Source organism: Rhodococcus sp. B50 (genome assembly GCF_013602415.1).
GTDB lineage: Bacteria > Actinomycetota > Actinomycetes > Mycobacteriales > Mycobacteriaceae > Rhodococcus.
This window is the reverse complement of the sequence record NZ_WPAG02000002.1, coordinates 3472911-3490845: the sequence shown is the minus strand read 5'-3', so window position 1 is coordinate 3490845 and position 17935 is coordinate 3472911. Positions and strand designations below refer to the sequence as shown.

12 protein-coding genes, 2 tRNA genes and 3 rRNA genes are annotated in these 17935 nt (G+C 63.8%); 11 read left to right on the top strand and 6 right to left on the bottom strand.

Annotated elements, in window-relative coordinates; translation table 11 throughout:
• The first annotated feature begins 65 nt into the window (after positions 1-65).
• Positions 66-157: transfer RNA gene (locus GON09_RS16495), tRNA-Ser, on the top strand.
• A gap of 37 nt (positions 158-194) precedes the next feature.
• A tRNA-Arg gene (locus GON09_RS16490) sits at positions 195-267 on the top strand.
• Positions 268-322: 55 nt separating this feature from the next.
• Here GON09_RS16490 and GON09_RS16485 read toward each other — a convergent pair.
• A complete protein-coding gene (locus tag GON09_RS16485; protein WP_213932719.1) occupies positions 323-1216 on the bottom strand; it encodes a TIGR03619 family F420-dependent LLM class oxidoreductase in 894 nt (297 codons plus the stop codon).
• Between the two features lie 359 nt (positions 1217-1575).
• Between GON09_RS16485 and GON09_RS16480 the strand changes: the two genes are divergently transcribed.
• Together GON09_RS16480 and GON09_RS16475 are read left to right on the top strand one after the other, a co-directional pair.
• Entirely contained in the window at positions 1576-2808 is a 1233-nt protein-coding gene (locus GON09_RS16480) for an acyl-CoA dehydrogenase family protein (protein WP_213932718.1), read from the top strand.
• The gene (locus tag GON09_RS16475; RefSeq protein WP_213932717.1) at positions 2808-3956 is read left to right on the top strand and encodes an acyl-CoA dehydrogenase family protein; all 1149 of its coding nucleotides are present in this window, start codon (positions 2808-2810) and stop codon (positions 3954-3956) included. The genes GON09_RS16480 and GON09_RS16475 overlap by 1 nt, the downstream gene beginning before the upstream one ends.
• A 31-nt stretch (positions 3957-3987) precedes the next feature.
• Here GON09_RS16475 and GON09_RS16470 read toward each other — a convergent pair whose 3' ends face one another.
• On the bottom strand, positions 3988-4434 hold the full coding sequence (locus GON09_RS16470) for a very short patch repair endonuclease (protein WP_213934484.1): 447 nt from the start codon (positions 4432-4434) through the stop codon (positions 3988-3990).
• Positions 4435-4457: 23 nt separating this feature from the next.
• On the bottom strand, positions 4458-5603 hold the full coding sequence (locus GON09_RS16465) for a DNA cytosine methyltransferase (protein WP_213934483.1): 1146 nt from the start codon (positions 5601-5603) through the stop codon (positions 4458-4460).
• Positions 5604-6234: 631 nt separating this feature from the next.
• On the opposite strand from GON09_RS16465, the gene GON09_RS16460 reads away from it, so the two are divergent.
• The 3 genes from GON09_RS16460 (at position 6235) to rrf (ending at position 11422) form a co-directional block, all read left to right on the top strand.
• Positions 6235-7756, top strand: a 16S ribosomal RNA gene (locus tag GON09_RS16460).
• A gap of 305 nt (positions 7757-8061) precedes the next feature.
• A 23S ribosomal RNA gene (locus GON09_RS16455) occupies positions 8062-11197 on the top strand.
• A 108-nt stretch (positions 11198-11305) separates the two neighbouring features.
• Positions 11306-11422: ribosomal RNA gene (rrf, locus tag GON09_RS16450) — 5S ribosomal RNA — on the top strand.
• Together the 16S, 23S and 5S rRNA genes form the textbook arrangement of a ribosomal RNA operon.
• A 136-nt stretch (positions 11423-11558) precedes the next feature.
• Here rrf and GON09_RS16445 read toward each other — a convergent pair.
• Positions 11559-12719, bottom strand: coding sequence for a GIY-YIG nuclease family protein (locus GON09_RS16445; RefSeq protein WP_213932716.1), 1161 nt, complete (start codon positions 12717-12719; stop codon positions 11559-11561).
• 112 nt (positions 12720-12831) lie between these two features.
• Here GON09_RS16445 and GON09_RS16440 point away from each other — a divergent pair, with 112 nt between their 5' ends.
• Positions 12832-13851 carry a hypothetical protein gene (locus tag GON09_RS16440; protein WP_213932715.1) on the top strand — a complete coding sequence of 340 codons (1020 nt, stop codon included), beginning with the start codon at positions 12832-12834 and terminating at the stop codon, positions 13849-13851.
• A gap of 86 nt (positions 13852-13937) precedes the next feature.
• Positions 13938-14537, top strand: a complete 600-nt coding sequence (locus GON09_RS16435; protein WP_213932714.1) for a putative glycolipid-binding domain-containing protein — start codon at positions 13938-13940, stop codon at positions 14535-14537.
• On the opposite strand, the gene GON09_RS16430 is transcribed toward GON09_RS16435, so the two are convergent.
• Both GON09_RS16430 and GON09_RS16425 read right to left on the bottom strand, forming a co-directional pair.
• Complete coding sequence (locus tag GON09_RS16430; RefSeq protein WP_213932713.1) at positions 14534-15880, bottom strand: amidase; 1347 nt, start codon at positions 15878-15880, stop codon at positions 14534-14536. The two genes, GON09_RS16435 and GON09_RS16430, sit on opposite strands and share 4 nt — an antisense overlap.
• Positions 15868-16830, bottom strand: a complete 963-nt coding sequence (locus tag GON09_RS16425; protein ID WP_374195395.1) for a prephenate dehydrogenase — start codon at positions 16828-16830, stop codon at positions 15868-15870. Before GON09_RS16425 ends, GON09_RS16430 begins: the two co-directional genes overlap by 13 nt.
• 48 nt (positions 16831-16878) lie before the next feature.
• On the opposite strand from GON09_RS16425, the gene GON09_RS16420 reads away from it, so the two are divergent.
• Complete coding sequence (locus GON09_RS16420; RefSeq protein ID WP_213932711.1) at positions 16879-17439, top strand: tRNA adenosine deaminase-associated protein; 561 nt, start codon at positions 16879-16881, stop codon at positions 17437-17439.
• Positions 17440-17916, top strand: a complete 477-nt coding sequence (locus GON09_RS16415) for a nucleoside deaminase (RefSeq protein WP_213932710.1) — start codon at positions 17440-17442, stop codon at positions 17914-17916.
• Positions 17917-17935 lie beyond the last annotated feature (19 nt).

Sequence of the window (17935 nt, the reverse complement as noted above, 5' to 3'; positions counted from 1 at the left end):
TTGCGTTTCCCCTCGGGGCATGTGTAATGTTTCGATCCGGCGGTTCGAGAGCATCGAATCCCCGAGGAGGCGTGCCAGAGCGGCCGAATGGGACTCACTGCTAATGAGTTGTCCCCCTTACCGGGGACCGGAGGTTCAAATCCTCTCGCCTCCGCCAGTTGGTGTAGCGTCACCGACGACAATTGAATACACATGCGCCCGTAGCTCAACGGATAGAGCATCTGACTACGGATCAGAAGGTTAGGGGTTCGAATCCCTTCGGGCGCACACACGAAAACCCTCACCGGTCCTGCCGGTGAGGGTTTTCTCGTATTCGGTTCTTTCACACGAGCTTCGTGATGATCCTCTCTGCGAAGTCCTCGATGGGCGCGCGGTACTGACCGGCGGTGCCGAGAAGGTGATCGTGATCTCCCGAATGGGTGGCCTCCCAGTTGGCCCAGGGGGACACCATGACGCCGGTGATGCCGATCTTCTCCGCCCGGCGGTACAACTCCACGGACGGTTCGTCGCGCAGGCCGACGATGATGTCGAACGGCTCGTTCTCTCGTCCGTACTCGCGGCGATAACCGTTGATGCGCTCGATCCATTGCTCTGCCACGTCGAGGGTGTAGGCGGTGCCGACCCAGCCGTCGCAGTAGCGCGCGGCGCGTCGGAGGGCCGGCGCGGATTCGCCACCGCACAGGATCGGAACCGGGCTCGGGGGGTGGGGTTCGATGGTCATCTCGGGGATGTCGTAGTACTCGCCCCGGAACGAGACCCATCCGCCCTTCCACAGTTCGCGGAGAGCCCGGATCATCTCGTTCAACCGGGGCCCGCGGTTGTCGAAGTCCTGGCCGAGCAGGTCGAACTCCTCGCGCATCCAGCCCGCGGACAGGCCGATGGAGACGCGTCCACCCGCGATCGCGGCGGCGGTGCCCACCTGCTTGGCGACCTCGAGAATCGGTCGGGACGGCGCGATGTAGACGTTGTTGCCGAAGTGCAGTTTCTCCGTCACGGCGGCCATCGCGCCGATGAGTACCCAGGCGTCGGGCCACTCGGTCTCCGGCGACCAGAACGGCTTGCCGCTCTCGTGTCCGGGGTAGACGGTCTTCAGTTCCTTCGGGTAGATCAGGTGGTCCGAGACGAGCATGCCGTGGAAGCCCGCCTCGTCGAGCATGCGTGCGACGGCCGGCATCTCCGCGGTCTTCATGAATGCGGTCCCGCTCCAGAACTTCACAGACGTGCCTCCGAACTTCGATATCCACCGACTGCCGACGCTGAAAGAGTGACATTTACATTCTCAAGAACAACGTTCTATCAGAATATGTGACCGCAGTCACCGCATCTCGTGGGCGCTCCACGTGGTTTCTGCGTGTCGAGTGAACGTTCCGTCTTCTCATCCGGCAGGTGTCGCCTGCGGGCCGCGCGCACACCCATGTTCTCGTCGTCGGACTCGGATCGTGCCGTTACTGCAGGTGAAATTCGTCTATTGACGAGTCCGCTCGGCCGGAAGTAGATTTCGAAGCACTCTCGAAAAGTTAACGACAATTCGCACGACGGCCCGGCAGTGGCGGTCGCGCTCTGCGGGGAGAAGACATGGAACTAGCGTGGTCAGAGGCCGACGCCGCCTTCAGAGACGAGGTGCGATCGTTTCTCGACGAGAAGCTGACGCCCGAACTGCGGCGGGCCGGACGCCTCGCAACGAGCGTGTACTCCGACCACGAGGCGAGCATGGAGTGGCAGCGCATCCTCCATGAGCGTGGTTGGGCGGCGCCGGCCTGGCCGGTCGAATACGGCGGATGCGACTGGACGCAGACGCAGCACTACATCTTCAGTCGCGAGTCGATCCTCGCCGGCGCGCCGTCGCTGTCGCCCATGGGTATCCGGATGGTGGCCCACGCGATCGTCGCGTACGGCACCGAGGAGCAGAAGAACTTCTTCCTGCCCCGGATCCTCACCGGCGAGGTCTTCTTCTGCCAGGGCTACTCCGAGCCCGAGGCCGGATCCGACCTCGCCTCGCTCAGCATGGCGGCGGTCGACGACGGCGACGACCTGATCGTCACCGGCAGCAAGATCTGGACCACGCACGCCACCGAGGCGAACTGGATGTTCGCGCTCGTGCGCACGTCGAAGACCGGGCGCAAGCAGCAGGGCATCACCTTCCTGCTCATCGACATGACCACGCCGGGTATCGAAATCCGGCCTCTGGTCATGACTTCCGGTGAGGAAGTGCAGAACCAGGTCTTCTTCGACGGGGTGCGCGTCCCGAAGAAGAACGTGCTCGGAAAGATCGACGACGGCTGGACCGTCGCGAAGTACCTGCTCATCTTCGAGCGTGGGGGCGCCGCAGCAGCCCCCGCGCTGCAGGTGATGGCCGAGCGGGTCGCCGCAGCGGCGGCCGAACAGCCCGGCCCGGCCGGCGGCACACTCATCGACGACCCGGCGTTCTCCGCCAAGCTCGCCGAGGCACGGATCCGCACGGAAGTGCTCGAGATCCTCGAATACCGCACTCTCGCAGCACTCTCCGCGGGCAAGGATCCCGGTCCCGCCTCGTCGATGCTGAAGATTCTCGGCACCGAACTCAGCCAGACGATCACCCAGCTGACGCTCGAAGCGGCAGGTCCGCGCGGCCGGGTCTACCAGCCGCACATCACCGCGCCCGGTGGCCCGGTGGCCGACTACGTTCCGCCCGCCGACGAGTATGTCAGCGGTGAGGAATGGCAGGCCGTCGCGCCGCTGCGTTACTTCAACGACCGTGCCGGGTCGATCTACGCCGGCAGCAACGAGATCCAGCGAAACATTCTCGCAAAAGCAGCATTGGGGCTCTGATGGACTTCGGTTTGAGCAAGGAGCAGGAGCTCCTTCGTGATTCGGTCACCAAGTTCCTCGCCGGTCGCTACGACCTGGCGCAAAGCCGGAAGGTCGCGACCACCGGTGAAGGTTGGCAACCGGAGGTGTGGCGAGCATTTGCCGAGGATCTCGGAATCCTCGGGGCGACGCTTCCGGAAGATGTGGGGGGAATGGGCGGCGGACCGGTCGAACTGATGGTGGTGTCCGAAGCACTCGGACATGCACTCGTCGTCGAGCCGTACGTCGACACGGTCGTCCTCGGGGGCGGACTGCTCGGTCGCGCGGGGGTCGATCGAGCCCGGTCCGTCCTCGAGGCGATCGCTGCCGGAGAGGCCGTCACGGCCTTCGCCGCGACGGAGCCCACCTCCGGGTACGTCTTCCACGACGTGTCCACCACTGCGCGTCGCGAAGGCGACGAGTGGGTCCTCGACGGGGAGAAGACCGTCGTCACCAGCGCTCCGCTGGCGACGCACCTGCTCGTGACCGCCCGCACGTCGGGCGAGCGCACCGACACCGACGGGATCTCGCTGTTCCTCGTCGACTTCGATCCCGCAGACCCGCCGGCCGGTGTGGAGATCCACTCCTACCGCACGATCGACGATCGACGCGCTGCCGACCTGGTCTTCTCGGGTCTGCGACTGCCCGCCGGCTCGTTGCTCGGCGAGGAGGGCGGCGCATGGCCGTCCATCTCCCGCGGCATCGACGAGGCGATCGCCGCCGTCTCGGCCGAAGCGGTGGGTCTCATGCGCAAGGTGCTCGCCGACACGGTCGAGTACGCGAAGCAACGTCAGCAGTTCGGTCAGTCCATCGGCAGCTTCCAGGCGCTCCAGCACCGCATGGTCGACATGTACATGGAGGTCGAGCAGGCGGTCGCCGCCGCCTATCTGGCCGTTCTCCATCTCGACAGCGACGATGCCACGCGGGCGCGGGCATCCTCGGCCGCGAAGGCGACGATCAGCCGCGCGGCACGCTTCGTCGGCCAGAACGCCGTCCAGCTCCACGGCGGTATGGGCATGACGGAAGAACTCGCCGTCGGGCACTACTTCAAGCGGCTGACCGCGATCGAGTACGAGTTCGGTACCGCCGAGCAGCACGTCGCGCGGTACGCGCAGCTCACGAAGGGCTGATCGGGTAGGTCTCGGGGCCGGTGCGGGGAGGTCATCCCTGCGCCGGGCCTCTGTCCGTGTCCGGGGGCGACGACAGAGCAGTCTCCACGCGAGTCGCGGCGGCGACGGGGTCCTCGTGCTCCCATACCCGCACCACCGTCCACCCCGCGGTCTGCAGTCGCATGTCGGTGTCCCGGTCGCGCTGTACGTTGGCCGCCAGCTTGGCCGCCCACCATTCGGCGTTGTTCTTCGGGTAGGTCGCGTGCTGCGGGCAACTGTGCCAGAAGCAGCCGTCCACATAGACCGCGACCCGGCGACGAGGAAAGACCAGGTCGGCGCGTCGTCGCAGTCCGGGCAGCGGAGCACGGTCGACGAAGAACCGCCGACCACGGCGATGCAGTTCTCTGCGCAACGCAACTTCGGGAACGGTGTCGCGTCGACGCTGCCGGCTCATCCGCGCACTCGTACGCGGATCCGTCCCGGGCCGATCCGACGACATCACCGCGACTCCGTCACCGTGGCTCAGGCCGCCACTCGCGGGAATCCACCCATGCGTTCGAGGTGGTTCTCGACGTCCTCGAGGAATCCCGGCAGGAAACGAAGGTTGCCGGACCGTGCGCGCCGGAGGAAACCCGCCGTCGCCCGCGCCGAGAGCAGACGAGCGTCGAGGAGGAAGTCTCCGAGGTCCTCGTAGGATGCCTGGACGGGCCATTGCGACTCGTGCACGCGGAACGCCTGCCCACGCGTACCCCACGCGGCGGTCGGCCAGGTGTCACCCGGACGCAGCGGTGTCTCGTGATCGGAGCTGTACTCGATCGGGTTGTTCAGTCGGTGGCCCACCCACGACGCCATCCGGACGCTGACCGCATTGCCGACCAGACGCCACCGGTGTCCGGATCGGACGCCGGGAGCCTCGACGGCGGGCGCGGTCCAGTCGGCGTCGAATCCCTGGAGTCGTTCCGCGTCGGTCAGGCCGGGGGTGACGATCTCGCCGGACGGCAGTCGCACGGCCGGTGGACTGGCGATTCCGAGGGTCGAGCCGCCCTTCAGTGTGGGCACGGCGTTGACCGCCCATCCGAGTCCGCGCACACCCTCCGTCCAGTAGAAACCACACGGGAACAGATCGGGATTGCCCTCAATGGGCATCCCGGCATCCTCGCCGAACAACACGGTGCGGGGGTCGTCTGTGCGCGAGGCGACCATCAGGACGCGGTGCCGGCGCTGGGGAAGGCCGAATGCGCGGGCGTCGACCACGCGATAGGCCCACATGTAGCCGAGTTCCTCGAACGCGTCGGTGATGTGGCGCATCGCTGCACCACGACCGAGCTGCAGCATGAAGGGAACGTTCTCCACGACGAGCCAGCGCGGGCCGTTCTTACGTTTGACGAGACGGAACACCTCGTCGACGAGTCCGGACTTCGATCCCGTGATGCCGGCCGTGCGACCCGCCTGGGAGAGGTCCTGGCACGGGAAGCCTGCGGCGACGAGTTCTGTATCGCGGGGGAGAGAGCGGAGACGCGTGACGTCCGGATGAAGGGGAACGTCGGGGAAACGCGTGCGTAGTACTGCCTGAGCCCCCGGCTCGATCTCGCAGAGGAGTTCGGTGTTCCAACCGTGTCGCCCGAGTCCGAGCTCCAGCCCGCCGATACCGGCGAACAACCCCACCATGTTCCCCGTCGACGTCACGGCACCCTTCCTCGCTCAACTCAACCGTGAACGTTACTCGAGAAGTAGGACGATCCGTGAGCGGACGCGACGGGCACCACGGTGGACGGGTCGTCCTGTACCTCTCATAAGGGGATCGGAGAGGCCAAAACATGCGTTGATCAGGCGATTTGGTTTTCTCGGAGATGTTCGCGTAACTTATTCCAGGTCAGAGCGACACGGACACCGACCCGGGCCGAAAGGAACGGGACAACGAGGTTGGACGAAGGCGCCTGCGAATGTGATGGCTCCGAACCTTCTGGTAAGGTTTCGAGTCGCCCCTGGTTCCGAAAGCAACACGGACTTGCGTCCGTGAGCAGAAGGAAGTAGGCTGGAACAGTTGCCTCAGAGCGGTTCGGACAACAGTCCGGAACGTGATGATGTGTGCGTGTTCTTTGAGAACTCAACAGTGTGCCGATGAATGTCAGTGCCAAATAATTTTTGGTGCGGCCATCGAATTTTGTTCGGTGGTTGTTGCTGGACATCGCATTCTTCCGTCTGCGGTGGTTCAGTGTTTTGCTAGTTTGAGTTTTTTTGCTAGTGATTTGACTCGATGTCTTTGACTGATTGCCCTTTCGGGGGTGATTGTGAGTCTTCAACGGAGAGTTTGATCCTGGCTCAGGACGAACGCTGGCGGCGTGCTTAACACATGCAAGTCGAACGATGAAGCCCAGCTTGCTGGGTGGATTAGTGGCGAACGGGTGAGTAACACGTGGGTGATCTGCCCTGCACTTCGGGATAAGCCTGGGAAACTGGGTCTAATACCGGATATGACCTCTTGCTGCATGGTGAGGGGTGGAAAGTTTTTCGGTGCAGGATGAGCCCGCGGCCTATCAGCTTGTTGGTGGGGTAATGGCCTACCAAGGCGACGACGGGTAGCCGGCCTGAGAGGGCGACCGGCCACACTGGGACTGAGACACGGCCCAGACTCCTACGGGAGGCAGCAGTGGGGAATATTGCACAATGGGCGCAAGCCTGATGCAGCGACGCCGCGTGAGGGATGACGGCCTTCGGGTTGTAAACCTCTTTCAGCAGGGACGAAGCGCAAGTGACGGTACCTGCAGAAGAAGCACCGGCCAACTACGTGCCAGCAGCCGCGGTAATACGTAGGGTGCGAGCGTTGTCCGGAATTACTGGGCGTAAAGAGCTCGTAGGCGGTTTGTCGCGTCGTCTGTGAAAACCCGCAGCTCAACTGCGGGCTTGCAGGCGATACGGGCAGACTCGAGTACTGCAGGGGAGACTGGAATTCCTGGTGTAGCGGTGAAATGCGCAGATATCAGGAGGAACACCGGTGGCGAAGGCGGGTCTCTGGGCAGTAACTGACGCTGAGGAGCGAAAGCGTGGGTAGCGAACAGGATTAGATACCCTGGTAGTCCACGCCGTAAACGGTGGGCGCTAGGTGTGGGTTTCCTTCCACGGGATCCGTGCCGTAGCCAACGCATTAAGCGCCCCGCCTGGGGAGTACGGCCGCAAGGCTAAAACTCAAAGGAATTGACGGGGGCCCGCACAAGCGGCGGAGCATGTGGATTAATTCGATGCAACGCGAAGAACCTTACCTGGGTTTGACATGTACCGGACGACCGCAGAGATGTGGTTTCCCTTGTGGCCGGTAGACAGGTGGTGCATGGCTGTCGTCAGCTCGTGTCGTGAGATGTTGGGTTAAGTCCCGCAACGAGCGCAACCCTTGTCCTGTGTTGCCAGCACGTGATGGTGGGGACTCGCAGGAGACTGCCGGGGTCAACTCGGAGGAAGGTGGGGACGACGTCAAGTCATCATGCCCCTTATGTCCAGGGCTTCACACATGCTACAATGGTCGGTACAGAGGGCTGCGATACCGTGAGGTGGAGCGAATCCCTTAAAGCCGGTCTCAGTTCGGATCGGGGTCTGCAACTCGACCCCGTGAAGTCGGAGTCGCTAGTAATCGCAGATCAGCAACGCTGCGGTGAATACGTTCCCGGGCCTTGTACACACCGCCCGTCACGTCATGAAAGTCGGTAACACCCGAAGCCGGTGGCCTAACCCCTCGTGGGAGGGAGCCGTCGAAGGTGGGATCGGCGATTGGGACGAAGTCGTAACAAGGTAGCCGTACCGGAAGGTGCGGCTGGATCACCTCCTTTCTAAGGAGCACTTCTCCCGGTGAGGGTTCACACAGGTGAATTCCTCACGGGCAGAGACTGTTTCGTTCCCACAGGTGGAACGGCAGAAGCTCATGGGTGGAACGCTGACAAGCATTTTCTTCACTACTGCCGGCCCGAGTGCCGGTGGGAGGAAAGTTATATCGGTGCACTGTTGGGTCCTGAGGGAACACGCGATGTGTTTTTTCAGCGACGATGACTTACGAAGGCGGTTGGCCCGAGGGCCGGCGTTGGTAGGGGTTGTTGTGTGTTGTTTGAGAACTGCACAGTGGACGCGAGCATCTTTGTTGTAAGTGTTTATGAGCGTACGGTGGATGTCTTGGCACCAGGAGCCGATGAAGGACGTGGGAGGCTGCGATATGCCTCGGGGAGCTGTCAACCGAGCTGTGATCCGAGGATTTCCGAATGGGGAAACCCAGCACGAGTGATGTCGTGTTACCCGCATCTGAATATATAGGGTGTGTGGAGGGAACGTGGGGAAGTGAAACATCTCAGTACCCACAGGAAGAGAAAACAACATGTGATTCCGTGAGTAGTGGCGAGCGAAAGCGGATGAGGCTAAACCGAGTACATGTGATACCTGGCAGGGGTTGTGTATTCGGGGTTGTGGGGTTCGTTGTGTCGGCGCTGCCATGCCGGCCGACAGTGAGAAATCGTCGTGTTAGTCGAAGTGGTCTGGAACGGCCCGTCGTAGAGGGTGAGAATCCCGTAGACGAAAACACGGCGACTGTCGATACGAATACCCGAGTAGCACCGGGCCCGTGAAATCCGGTGTGAATCTGTCGGGACCACCCGATAAGCCTGAATACTCCCTGGTGACCGATAGCGGACAAGTACCGTGAGGGAAAGATGAAAAGTACCCCGGGAGGGGAGTGAAATAGTACCTGAAACCGTGCGCTTACAATCCGTCAGAGCCGATGCACGATTCAGTTCGTGGTGGGTGATGGCGTGCCTTTTGAAGAATGAGCCTGCGAGTTAGCGGCATGTCGCGAGGTTAACCCGTGTGGGGTAGCCGTAGCGAAAGCGAGTCCGAATAGGGCGACCTGTAGTGGCATGTTCTAGACCCGAAGCGGAGTGATCTACCCATGGCCAGGGTGAAGCGACGGTAAGACGTCGTGGAGGCCCGAACCCACTTAGGTTGAAAACTGAGGGGATGAGTTGTGGGTAGGGGTGAAAGGCCAATCAAACTCCGTGATAGCTGGTTCTCCCCGAAATGCATTTAGGTGCAGCGTCGCGTGTTTCTCACCGGAGGTAGAGCTACTGGATGGTCTAGGGGGCCCACAAGCTTACCGAAATCAGCCAAACTCCGAATGCCGGTGAGTGAGAGCGCGGCAGTGAGACTGCGGGGGATAAGCTTCGTAGTCGAGAGGGAAACAGCCCAGATCGCCGGCTAAGGCCCCTAAGCGTGTACTAAGTGGAAAAGGATGTGGGATCGCTGAGACAACCAGGAGGTTGGCTTAGAAGCAGCCACCCTTGAAAGAGTGCGTAATAGCTCACTGGTCAAGTGGTTCTGCGCCGACAATGTAGCGGGGCTCAAGTACACCGCCGAAGCCGCGGCATTCACACAACACCCACTTGTTTCTGCGGAAACTTGTGCAGTGGTGTGGATGGGTAGGGGAGCGTCGTGTGGCCGTGGAAGCGCCGGAGTGATCCAGGTGTGGAGGCCATGCGAGTGAGAATGCAGGCATGAGTAGCGAAAGACGAGTGAGAAACTCGTCCGCCGGATGACCAAGGGTTCCTGGGCCAGGTTAATCCGCCCAGGGTGAGTCGGGACCTAAGGCGAGGCCGACAGGCGTAGTCGATGGACAACGGGTTGATATTCCCGTACCCGTGTATCCGCGCCCAATGGCGAATCAGTTGTGCTAACCGTCCAAAAGTCTCCTGTGTCCCTTCGGGGGCTCGGGGGATGGCTGCACGGGACCCCGATTGTAGTAGTCAAGCGATGGGGTGACGCAGGAAGGTAGCTGGGCCAGGTGATGGAATACCTGGTGTAAGCCGGTAGGGCGAATGGTAGGCAAATCCGCCATTCACACAGCCTGAGAGGTGATGCGTACCCGTTGAGGGGAATTCAGTGATCCTATGCTGCCGAGAAAAGCCTCTAGTGAGTTGGTACACGGCCCGTACCCCAAACCGACACAGGTGGTCAGGTAGAGAATACCGAGGCGATCGAGAGAACTGTGGTTAAGGAACTCGGCAAAATGCCCCCGTAACTTCGGGAGAAGGGGGACCACGCTCGGTGACCGGACTTGCTCCGTGAGCTGGGGGTGGTCGCAGAGACCAGAGAGAAGCGACTGTTTACTAAAAACACAGGTCCGTGCGAAGTCGTAAGACGATGTATACGGACTGACGCCTGCCCGGTGCTGGAAGGTTAAGAGGACCGGTCAGCCATTTCGGTGGCGAAGCTGAGAATTTAAGCCCCAGTAAACGGCGGTGGTAACTATAACCATCCTAAGGTAGCGAAATTCCTTGTCGGGTAAGTTCCGACCTGCACGAATGGCGTAACGACTTCTCTGCTGTCTCGACCACAGACTCGGCGAAATTGCATTACGAGTAAAGATGCTCGTTACGCGCGGCAGGACGAAAAGACCCCGGGACCTTCACTATAGCTTGGTATTGGTGTTCGGTTCGGTTTGTGTAGGATAGGTGGGAGACTGTGAAGCTCATACGCCAGTATGGGTGGAGTCGTTGTTGAAATACCACTCTGATCGTATTGGACCTCTAACCTCGGACCATGATCTGGTTCAGGGACAGTGCCTGGTGGGTAGTTTAACTGGGGCGGTTGCCTCCCAAAATGTAACGGAGGCGCCCAAAGGTTCCCTCAGCCTGGTTGGCAATCAGGTGTCGAGTGCAAGTGCACAAGGGAGCTTGACTGTGAGACTGACAGGTCGAGCAGGGACGAAAGTCGGGACTAGTGATCCGGCACCGGCATGTGGAAGCGGTGTCGCTCAACGGATAAAAGGTACCCCGGGGATAACAGGCTGATCTTCCCCAAGAGTCCATATCGACGGGATGGTTTGGCACCTCGATGTCGGCTCGTCGCATCCTGGGGCTGGAGTAGGTCCCAAGGGTTGGGCTGTTCGCCCATTAAAGCGGCACGCGAGCTGGGTTTAGAACGTCGTGAGACAGTTCGGTCTCTATCCGCCGCGCGCGTTAGAAACTTGAGGAAGGCTGTCCCTAGTACGAGAGGACCGGGACGGACGAACCTCTGGTGTGCCAGTTGTCCCGCCAGGGGCATGGCTGGTTGGCTACGTTCGGAAGGGATAACCGCTGAAAGCATCTAAGCGGGAAGCCTGTTCCAAGATGAGGTTTCTCACCCCCTCGAGGGGGTAAGGCCCCCGGCAGACCACCGGGTTGATAGGCCGGAACTGGAAGCCCAGCAATGGGTGGAGGTGACCGGTACTAATAGGCCGAGGACTTACCACGAAGATGTTACGCGTCCACTGTGCGGTATCTGAAACAACACACACATCAGAACCGGAAACACCCCGCGGGGTGAACCCGGTTCGGTGCGTGGTTACTGTTTCATAGAGTTACGGCGGCCATAGCGACAGGGAAACGCCCGGTCCCATTCCGAACCCGGAAGCTAAGCCTGTCTGCGCCGATGGTACTGCACTCGACAGGGTGTGGGAGAGTAGGACACCGCCGAACACCCGTTCCGAAAGGGGACCCACAGCAGTGGGTCCCCTTTCGTGTTTCTGTATCCGGAAGATGTGCCGGCTCAACGGTTTTCGAGAACCGAAGCCGCTGCTTCCCGGCTCGGAACGAACCGGGAAGCAGCTCTACATCAGGAGCGTGATGCCTTCGGACGCGCGACCGGCCTGGGCAGAGCACGCGTCAGACGCGGCGCCCAGCCGTGCGACGGCCAGCGCTTGAGACCGAGCCGGTCGGGTGTGACGCGAGTGTTGACGAACTTGCCCTCGAGCTCTTCGTCGGCTTCCCCGACGAAGCGGTAGAGGATCGTGCCGCCGTTCTCCTCCGTGCGAGCGGCCGCCTCCCAGCCCGTGGCGCGGTAGACCGCCCGGACGACATTGTCGGCGACGACGATGATCGGTAGTCCGTCGATTCCGCGAGCCGCCGAACCCGCCGGCCACGGCTTTGACGCGAGTTCGCGCACCGCTGCGGGAGAGGCCTTCTTCGCTTCGTTGACCCGGAGTACCACGCACGGCGTAGGCAGTTCGGGAGCGGGCGAGGCCGAGTACTGACGCACGAGTTCGGCGATCGGGATCGCCGTGCGGTCGGCCTCGGATTCCTCGGTGGAGCCCGCCAGGTTGGTCAGTACCCATTCGCCGCGGTGCGGTTCGATCAGTCCGAGTGCCGCGATGACCGCTTCGGCCGTTACCGCGGCGGTGTGGTCACCGTCGGTCTTCGGATTCAGGGCGTCGGCGACGACGAAATGCTCCACCGCGTAGCCGGACTCGTAGACGGTTCGGATGCGCCGCAGAGCCGCCTCGGTCTCCGGTGTGGACAGTGGTGCCTTCTCGCCGGACTCGGTGAGCTTCGAGGTCTCCCCGAGTGCGGTCCACACCAGAGTGAAGATCCGGTTTCCGCGTCCGGCACCGATGTAGAAGATGCTCCGGTCGCGAGGGTCGAGCAGGGCGTAGACGTAGGCACCGAGCTGGTCGCAGATGTTCTTCGGAAGCAGTTTCGGGCTGGGGGCGCGGTCGTCGACGTGGTTCACGAGGGCCCGCAGAACGGTCAGGCGCAGCGCTACCGGTACCTTGCCGGCGGACCCGCCGAACAGTTCGCGGTTTGCTACATCCACGGAACCGAAGGTGCGTCCGATGTGACGACTCAGTGCGCCGAGCGCATGGGTGAACTCCGCGAGTCTCTGGCGTGGATCGTCCGCTGTGTCCGGCAACTCGTTGCTGGTCAGGAACATCTGGATCTCGGGAGATTCCAGCAGAGTTTGGGCAATGTTCGGAGGAACTGTCCACACTGTGCGCATAGAGCGACTCTAGGCCACACAGCAGATCGGGGAGCCGCTCCGCGCAGGCGCCGCGCCGCCGAATCCGGCGGAGAAGCCCGAGGAGAACCCGGCCGGGATATGCTCGCGAGCCATGACCGCGGTGCTGGCCCGTTCCCGTTCTCGGCTGTTGCGGGACACCGCATCGTCCGCGCAGGTCGAAGCACTCTTGATCATCGCGGTGGCGACCATCCTCGTCACGCGTCTGTACCTGCACCTGACGGGCTATCCGCAGGTCGGCGGGTCGGTCCTGCACATCGCTCATGTGCTGTGGGGTGGGCTGCTCATGATCGCCGCGTTGATGGTCTCGATGACCTTCGTCGGCCGGGCACCCGATCGCATCGCGGTGGTGCTCGGCGGTATCGGCTTCGGCTTGTTCCTGGACGAGGTCGGCAAGTTCGTCACGAAGACCAACGACTACTTCTACCGCCCGTCTGTGGCGATCATGTACGTGGTCGTCGTGTTGTTGCTCGTGGCCAATCGAGCGGTGCATCTCCGTCGTGGCCCGTCGGCCGACGAGTATCTCGCCAACGCAGCGCTCACTGCGACGGACGGGCTCACCCACGGTCTGACACCGACCGATCGCGACCGGGCGCGAATGCAGCTGGAACGCGCGCGGGAGGGCGGCGTCGACCTCGAGGTCGTCGAGCAGATCGACCTACTTCTCGCTCGGTGCCGGGAGGTGCCGTCGCGCTTCTCATGGGTGTCGATGCGGCTACCGGATCGACTGCGGGGCGACCGGAGCGTGCGGGTGGCGGCGGCTCTGCTCACGCTGTTCTCCGTCGGAATTCTCGTCAACGCGGTCGCCACGCTGCAGGAGGATCTTGCCGAGCGGACGAACGACGTGATGACCGTGATCCAGCTCGTCGGCTCCGGCGTCACCGTCCTGCTGTGCATGGTGGGTTCGGTGGCTTTGTGGCGCCGGCAGAGATGGGCCGTTCGTGCACTCCGCACGGCCGCGTTGATCACCGTCTTCTTCGTCGACGTCCTGGAATTTGCAGTGCAGGAGTTCGGAGCGCTGCTCAACGTCGCCGTCGGCGCTGCGGCGTTGTCGGTGTTCTCACATCATCTGCGGCAGGCATCCCGGCACGAGGCGTTGCCGGACACGGCGTAGCGGAACAGGAACCCTGCCGCGGTCGGGGCCGACGAATCACGACACCGCCGCCCACCGTGTGCGCTTCGTCGCATACCGTATAGACCGTGAGCACCCCAGCCTCTGACGCCACTGGTTCCGCGTCTCCCTGGCCCGCGCTACTCACGTGGCGTGCGGTCGATGTACCTCGGATGGAGTCGGTACGAGTACAGCTCTCCGGCCGCCGCATCAAGGCATCCGGCCGCATCGTGGCTGCGGAGTGCACCGACCATCCGGCATTTAGTGCGTCGTACGACTTGGTGACGGACGAGAACGGTGTCACCCGCAGATTGTCGGTGCGCACGACGCTCGCCGCAGGTGAGCGCCACATGTCGCTCACGAGGTCCGAAGAGGGCATCTGGATGTCCGACAACGGCAGCAACCATCAACGGTCCACCTTCGGTGGGGCACTCGATGTCGACGTGGTGTTCAGCCCGTTCTTCAATGCCCTGCCCATCCGCCGGCACGACCTGCAGACCGGGGCCGACGACGTGGAGGTGCCCGTCGTCTATGTCAACCTCATCGATCTCAGCATCGGGGAGGCCACGGTCGTCTACAGCAGTGCGTCCGACGGGATTCACGTGCTGTCGCCGCGATCGTCGTCGTCGGTGACCGTCGATGAGGACGGTTTCGTCCTCGAATACCGAGGTCTCGCCTCTCGGATCTAAGTCTGCCCCGACGCCTCCACCGCCATGGCCACTGCGAACGCGGCCGATTCGGCGGGATGGCTCCCGTGCCCGCGGGTACCCCCGGTGAGCCCGACGATCTGGAGTCCGACCGGCGTCGAAGCACCGCCCGGGGCGGGCACCGACATGGCCGGAACACCGAGGACGCTGAACGGGATGCACATCTGCAGCAGCGGCGCGCGCAGCTCGACGGGATCGCTCGTCAGCGGCGCCGAGCGCACGCCGGTGGTGACGGTGATCAGCGCGTCGAGCTTGTCCGCGGTGCGGAGGCGATGCACGACGTCGTGACGCAGTCGCGCCACCGCCCGGGCCGCGTGGATGTATTCGTACGCGGGCCGGGCGCGTTGTGCGGCGAGCAGAGCGGCCGTCGGGGGCTGGTAGCGGTCGGGATCGGCTTCGAACCACGCACGATGCGTCTCGTACGCTTCCGAACCGGTGACCACGGGATACAGCCCGAGCATCTCGTCGGTCTCGGGCAGGTCCACGTCGACGACGCGGGCGCCCAGGTCGGTGAGGGTGCGACACGCCGTCTCGACCGCTTCGTCGAAGACGGGCGACAGATCCCAGATGCCACCACGGAGCCGTCCGATGCGCAGTTCGGAGACCGGGGTGCGCAGGTGCGCGATGCCGGGAAGGGCGCCCCACGCGAGCGAAGCGTCCAGGGCGTCGGCGGCGAGCAGACCGACGTGATCGAAGGTGGTCGACAGCGGGAACACGCCCTGCTCGGGCAGGACCCCGAAACCTGGCTTGAAGCCCACGATCCCGCACAGCGCGGCCGGGGTGCGCACGCTGCAGCCCGTGTCGGTTCCCAGCGCGACGGGCACGATGCCCCTCGCGACCAGAACTGCGGATCCCGACGAGGAGCCGCCACTGATCAGATCCGGGTTGTGCGGATGCGTGGCCGCCCCGGACGCATTGATCAGTCCGGTGGGCCCGTAGGCGAATTCGTGGAGGTGGGTCTTCGCCACCACGATCGCCCCGGCCTCACGGAGTTTCTCGATGATGCGGGCGTCGCGCCGGGCCGGGGGTGCGTCGGCGAGGACCGCGCTGCCACAGCGGGTGGGGAACCCGGCGACGTCGATGTTGTCCTTCACCGCAACTGCGACGCCGTGCAGGGGGCCGATCCAGTTCCCTGCGGCGATCTGCTCGTCGGCAAGGGCTGCGGCTTCGAGCGCCGCCTCGTCGTTGCGGGCGGCAACGACGTTCTCCCAGGGGGTGCCGGTGAGAGCGTCGAGTTGGGCGAGGACCGATCGGACGTGTTCCGTGGCGGTCGTCTTGCCGGTGGTCAGGGCCGATGCCGTGTCGCGGAGGTTCATCGCGTCCACACTCCACCGCGACGTCCGGCCTCGCGGAACGCTGCGATCCAACCCTCGTCACCGGGCTGCATGCCGACGATGGGATCGCGGCGACGCTGTTCGTAGCGGGTGCGGGCCTCATGACCGGCGCGGGTGAGTTCGGAGGTGCTTCGGTCGGCGAGCTGCTCCCGGGCCGTGGTCAGTACGTCGAGGGTCTCGTCGAGCGCGACGAGCAGGGCCTCGGCATTGCCCTCGCACATCGCGTCCACAAGGGTCGGGGCCGTCGCCGCGACCCGCGTGCCGTCCCGGAACGAACCGGCGGCGAGACCGAGCGCGAGATCACCACCGCCGGCGCCCGACAGGGCGAGCGCCTCGGCGAGGAGGTGGGGGAGATGGGACACCCGCGCGACCGCCGCGTCGTGCTCCTCGGACTCGGCGGGCACGACGACGGAGCCGCAGTCGAGCGCGAGGTCGGCGACCTGCCGCCACACCTCGGGATCGGTGCCGTCGTCGACGGTCACCACCCACACCGCGTCGCGGAACAGATCGGCGGTTCCTGCGGTCCATCCGGACTCGGCCGTACCTGCCATGGGGTGTCCACCCACGAAATGCCGCGACAACCCGTGGGCGGCGACGGCAGCGGCCATTTCGGCTTTGACGCTCACCACGTCGGTGAGGGCGACATCGGGTGCGTGCTCGGCCACCGCCTCCAGGATGCTGCTCACCGCCGGCATCGGCACCGCGATCACCACGAGGGCGCCGCTGTCGGTTGCGCGACGGAGCGTGGCGGTGAGGTCGGTGGACGCGTCGAAGCCGTCGGCGACGGCGGCCTCCACGGCCTGCGACGACCTGTTGTAACCCCACGCTTGCCGACCGGTCGCCACGGCGGCGCGGAGCAGCGAACCACCGATCAGGCCGAGGCCGAGGACACAGACGGGCGGGGAAGAGACGGCTGAGGACACCTCATCAGGTTGGCATATCCCGTGCTGGGCTTCATACACCGGACGTGGCCGACTACCGTTGCGCCCATGGCTGCACAGCGTGTAGGGAACAAGAGCCCTTCCGTTACCCAGAGCGGGAACCCCGCGGGGAGTTCGAACGACGACCTCGACGGCTTCGCCGTCGCCGTGACGCGGGAGGAAGGTCGCTGGAAGTGCCGGGCATTGTCCGGTGCCGCACTGACGAGTCTCGATACCGCGGTGACCGAGTTGAGGGAGCTGAGAAGTTCCGGCGCGGTGTTCGGTCTGCTGAACGTGGACGACGAATTCTTCGTCATCGTGCGTCCCGCACCTTCGGGAACGAGGTTGCTGCTGTCCGATGCGACGATGGCCGTCGACTACGACATCGCCGCCGACGTACTCGATGCGCTGAACATCGAGATCCCCGACATCGACCCCGACGAGCTCGACGACATCGAGCCGTGGGAGGAGGGCGACCTCGGCATCCTGGCCGACATGGGCCTGCCCGAGCCGGTGTTGTCGGTGATCCTGTCGGAGACCGATCTGTATCCCGACGAGCAGCTCGACGAGATCGCGCAGCGACTCGGTTTCGACGACGTCCTGGGCAACACCCTGGACAAGCTCCGTTAGATGGGGCTGCGCGACGACGAGGAGTTGATTCGGGTCGCGCTGGAGGCCGCCGCTGCCGCGCCCGCCGGTGATGTGCCGGTGGGCGCGGTGGTGTTCGCGCCGGACGGCACCGAGATCGCGAGAGCCGCGAATTCCCGCGAGGCCACCGGAGACCCCACAGCGCACGCGGAAGTGCTCGCCCTGCGTGCGGCAGCGCAGGTCTACGGCGACGGATGGCGTCTCGAGGGCGCAACCCTCGCCGTGACCCTCGAGCCCTGCACGATGTGCGCGGGTGCGCTGGTGCTCTCCCGCGTGTCGCGTGTGGTCTTCGGGGCGTGGGAACCGAAGACGGGTGCCGTCGGGTCGTTGTGGGACGTCGTGCGCGACCGGCGGCTCACGCACCGCCCGGAAGTACGCGGTGGTGTGCTCGAAGCAGAGTGCGCTGCGGTGCTCGAGGCATTCTTCCGCGAGCACCGTGGTCCGGCATCGGAGCTGTGACCAGGGGATTTCGGCTGAG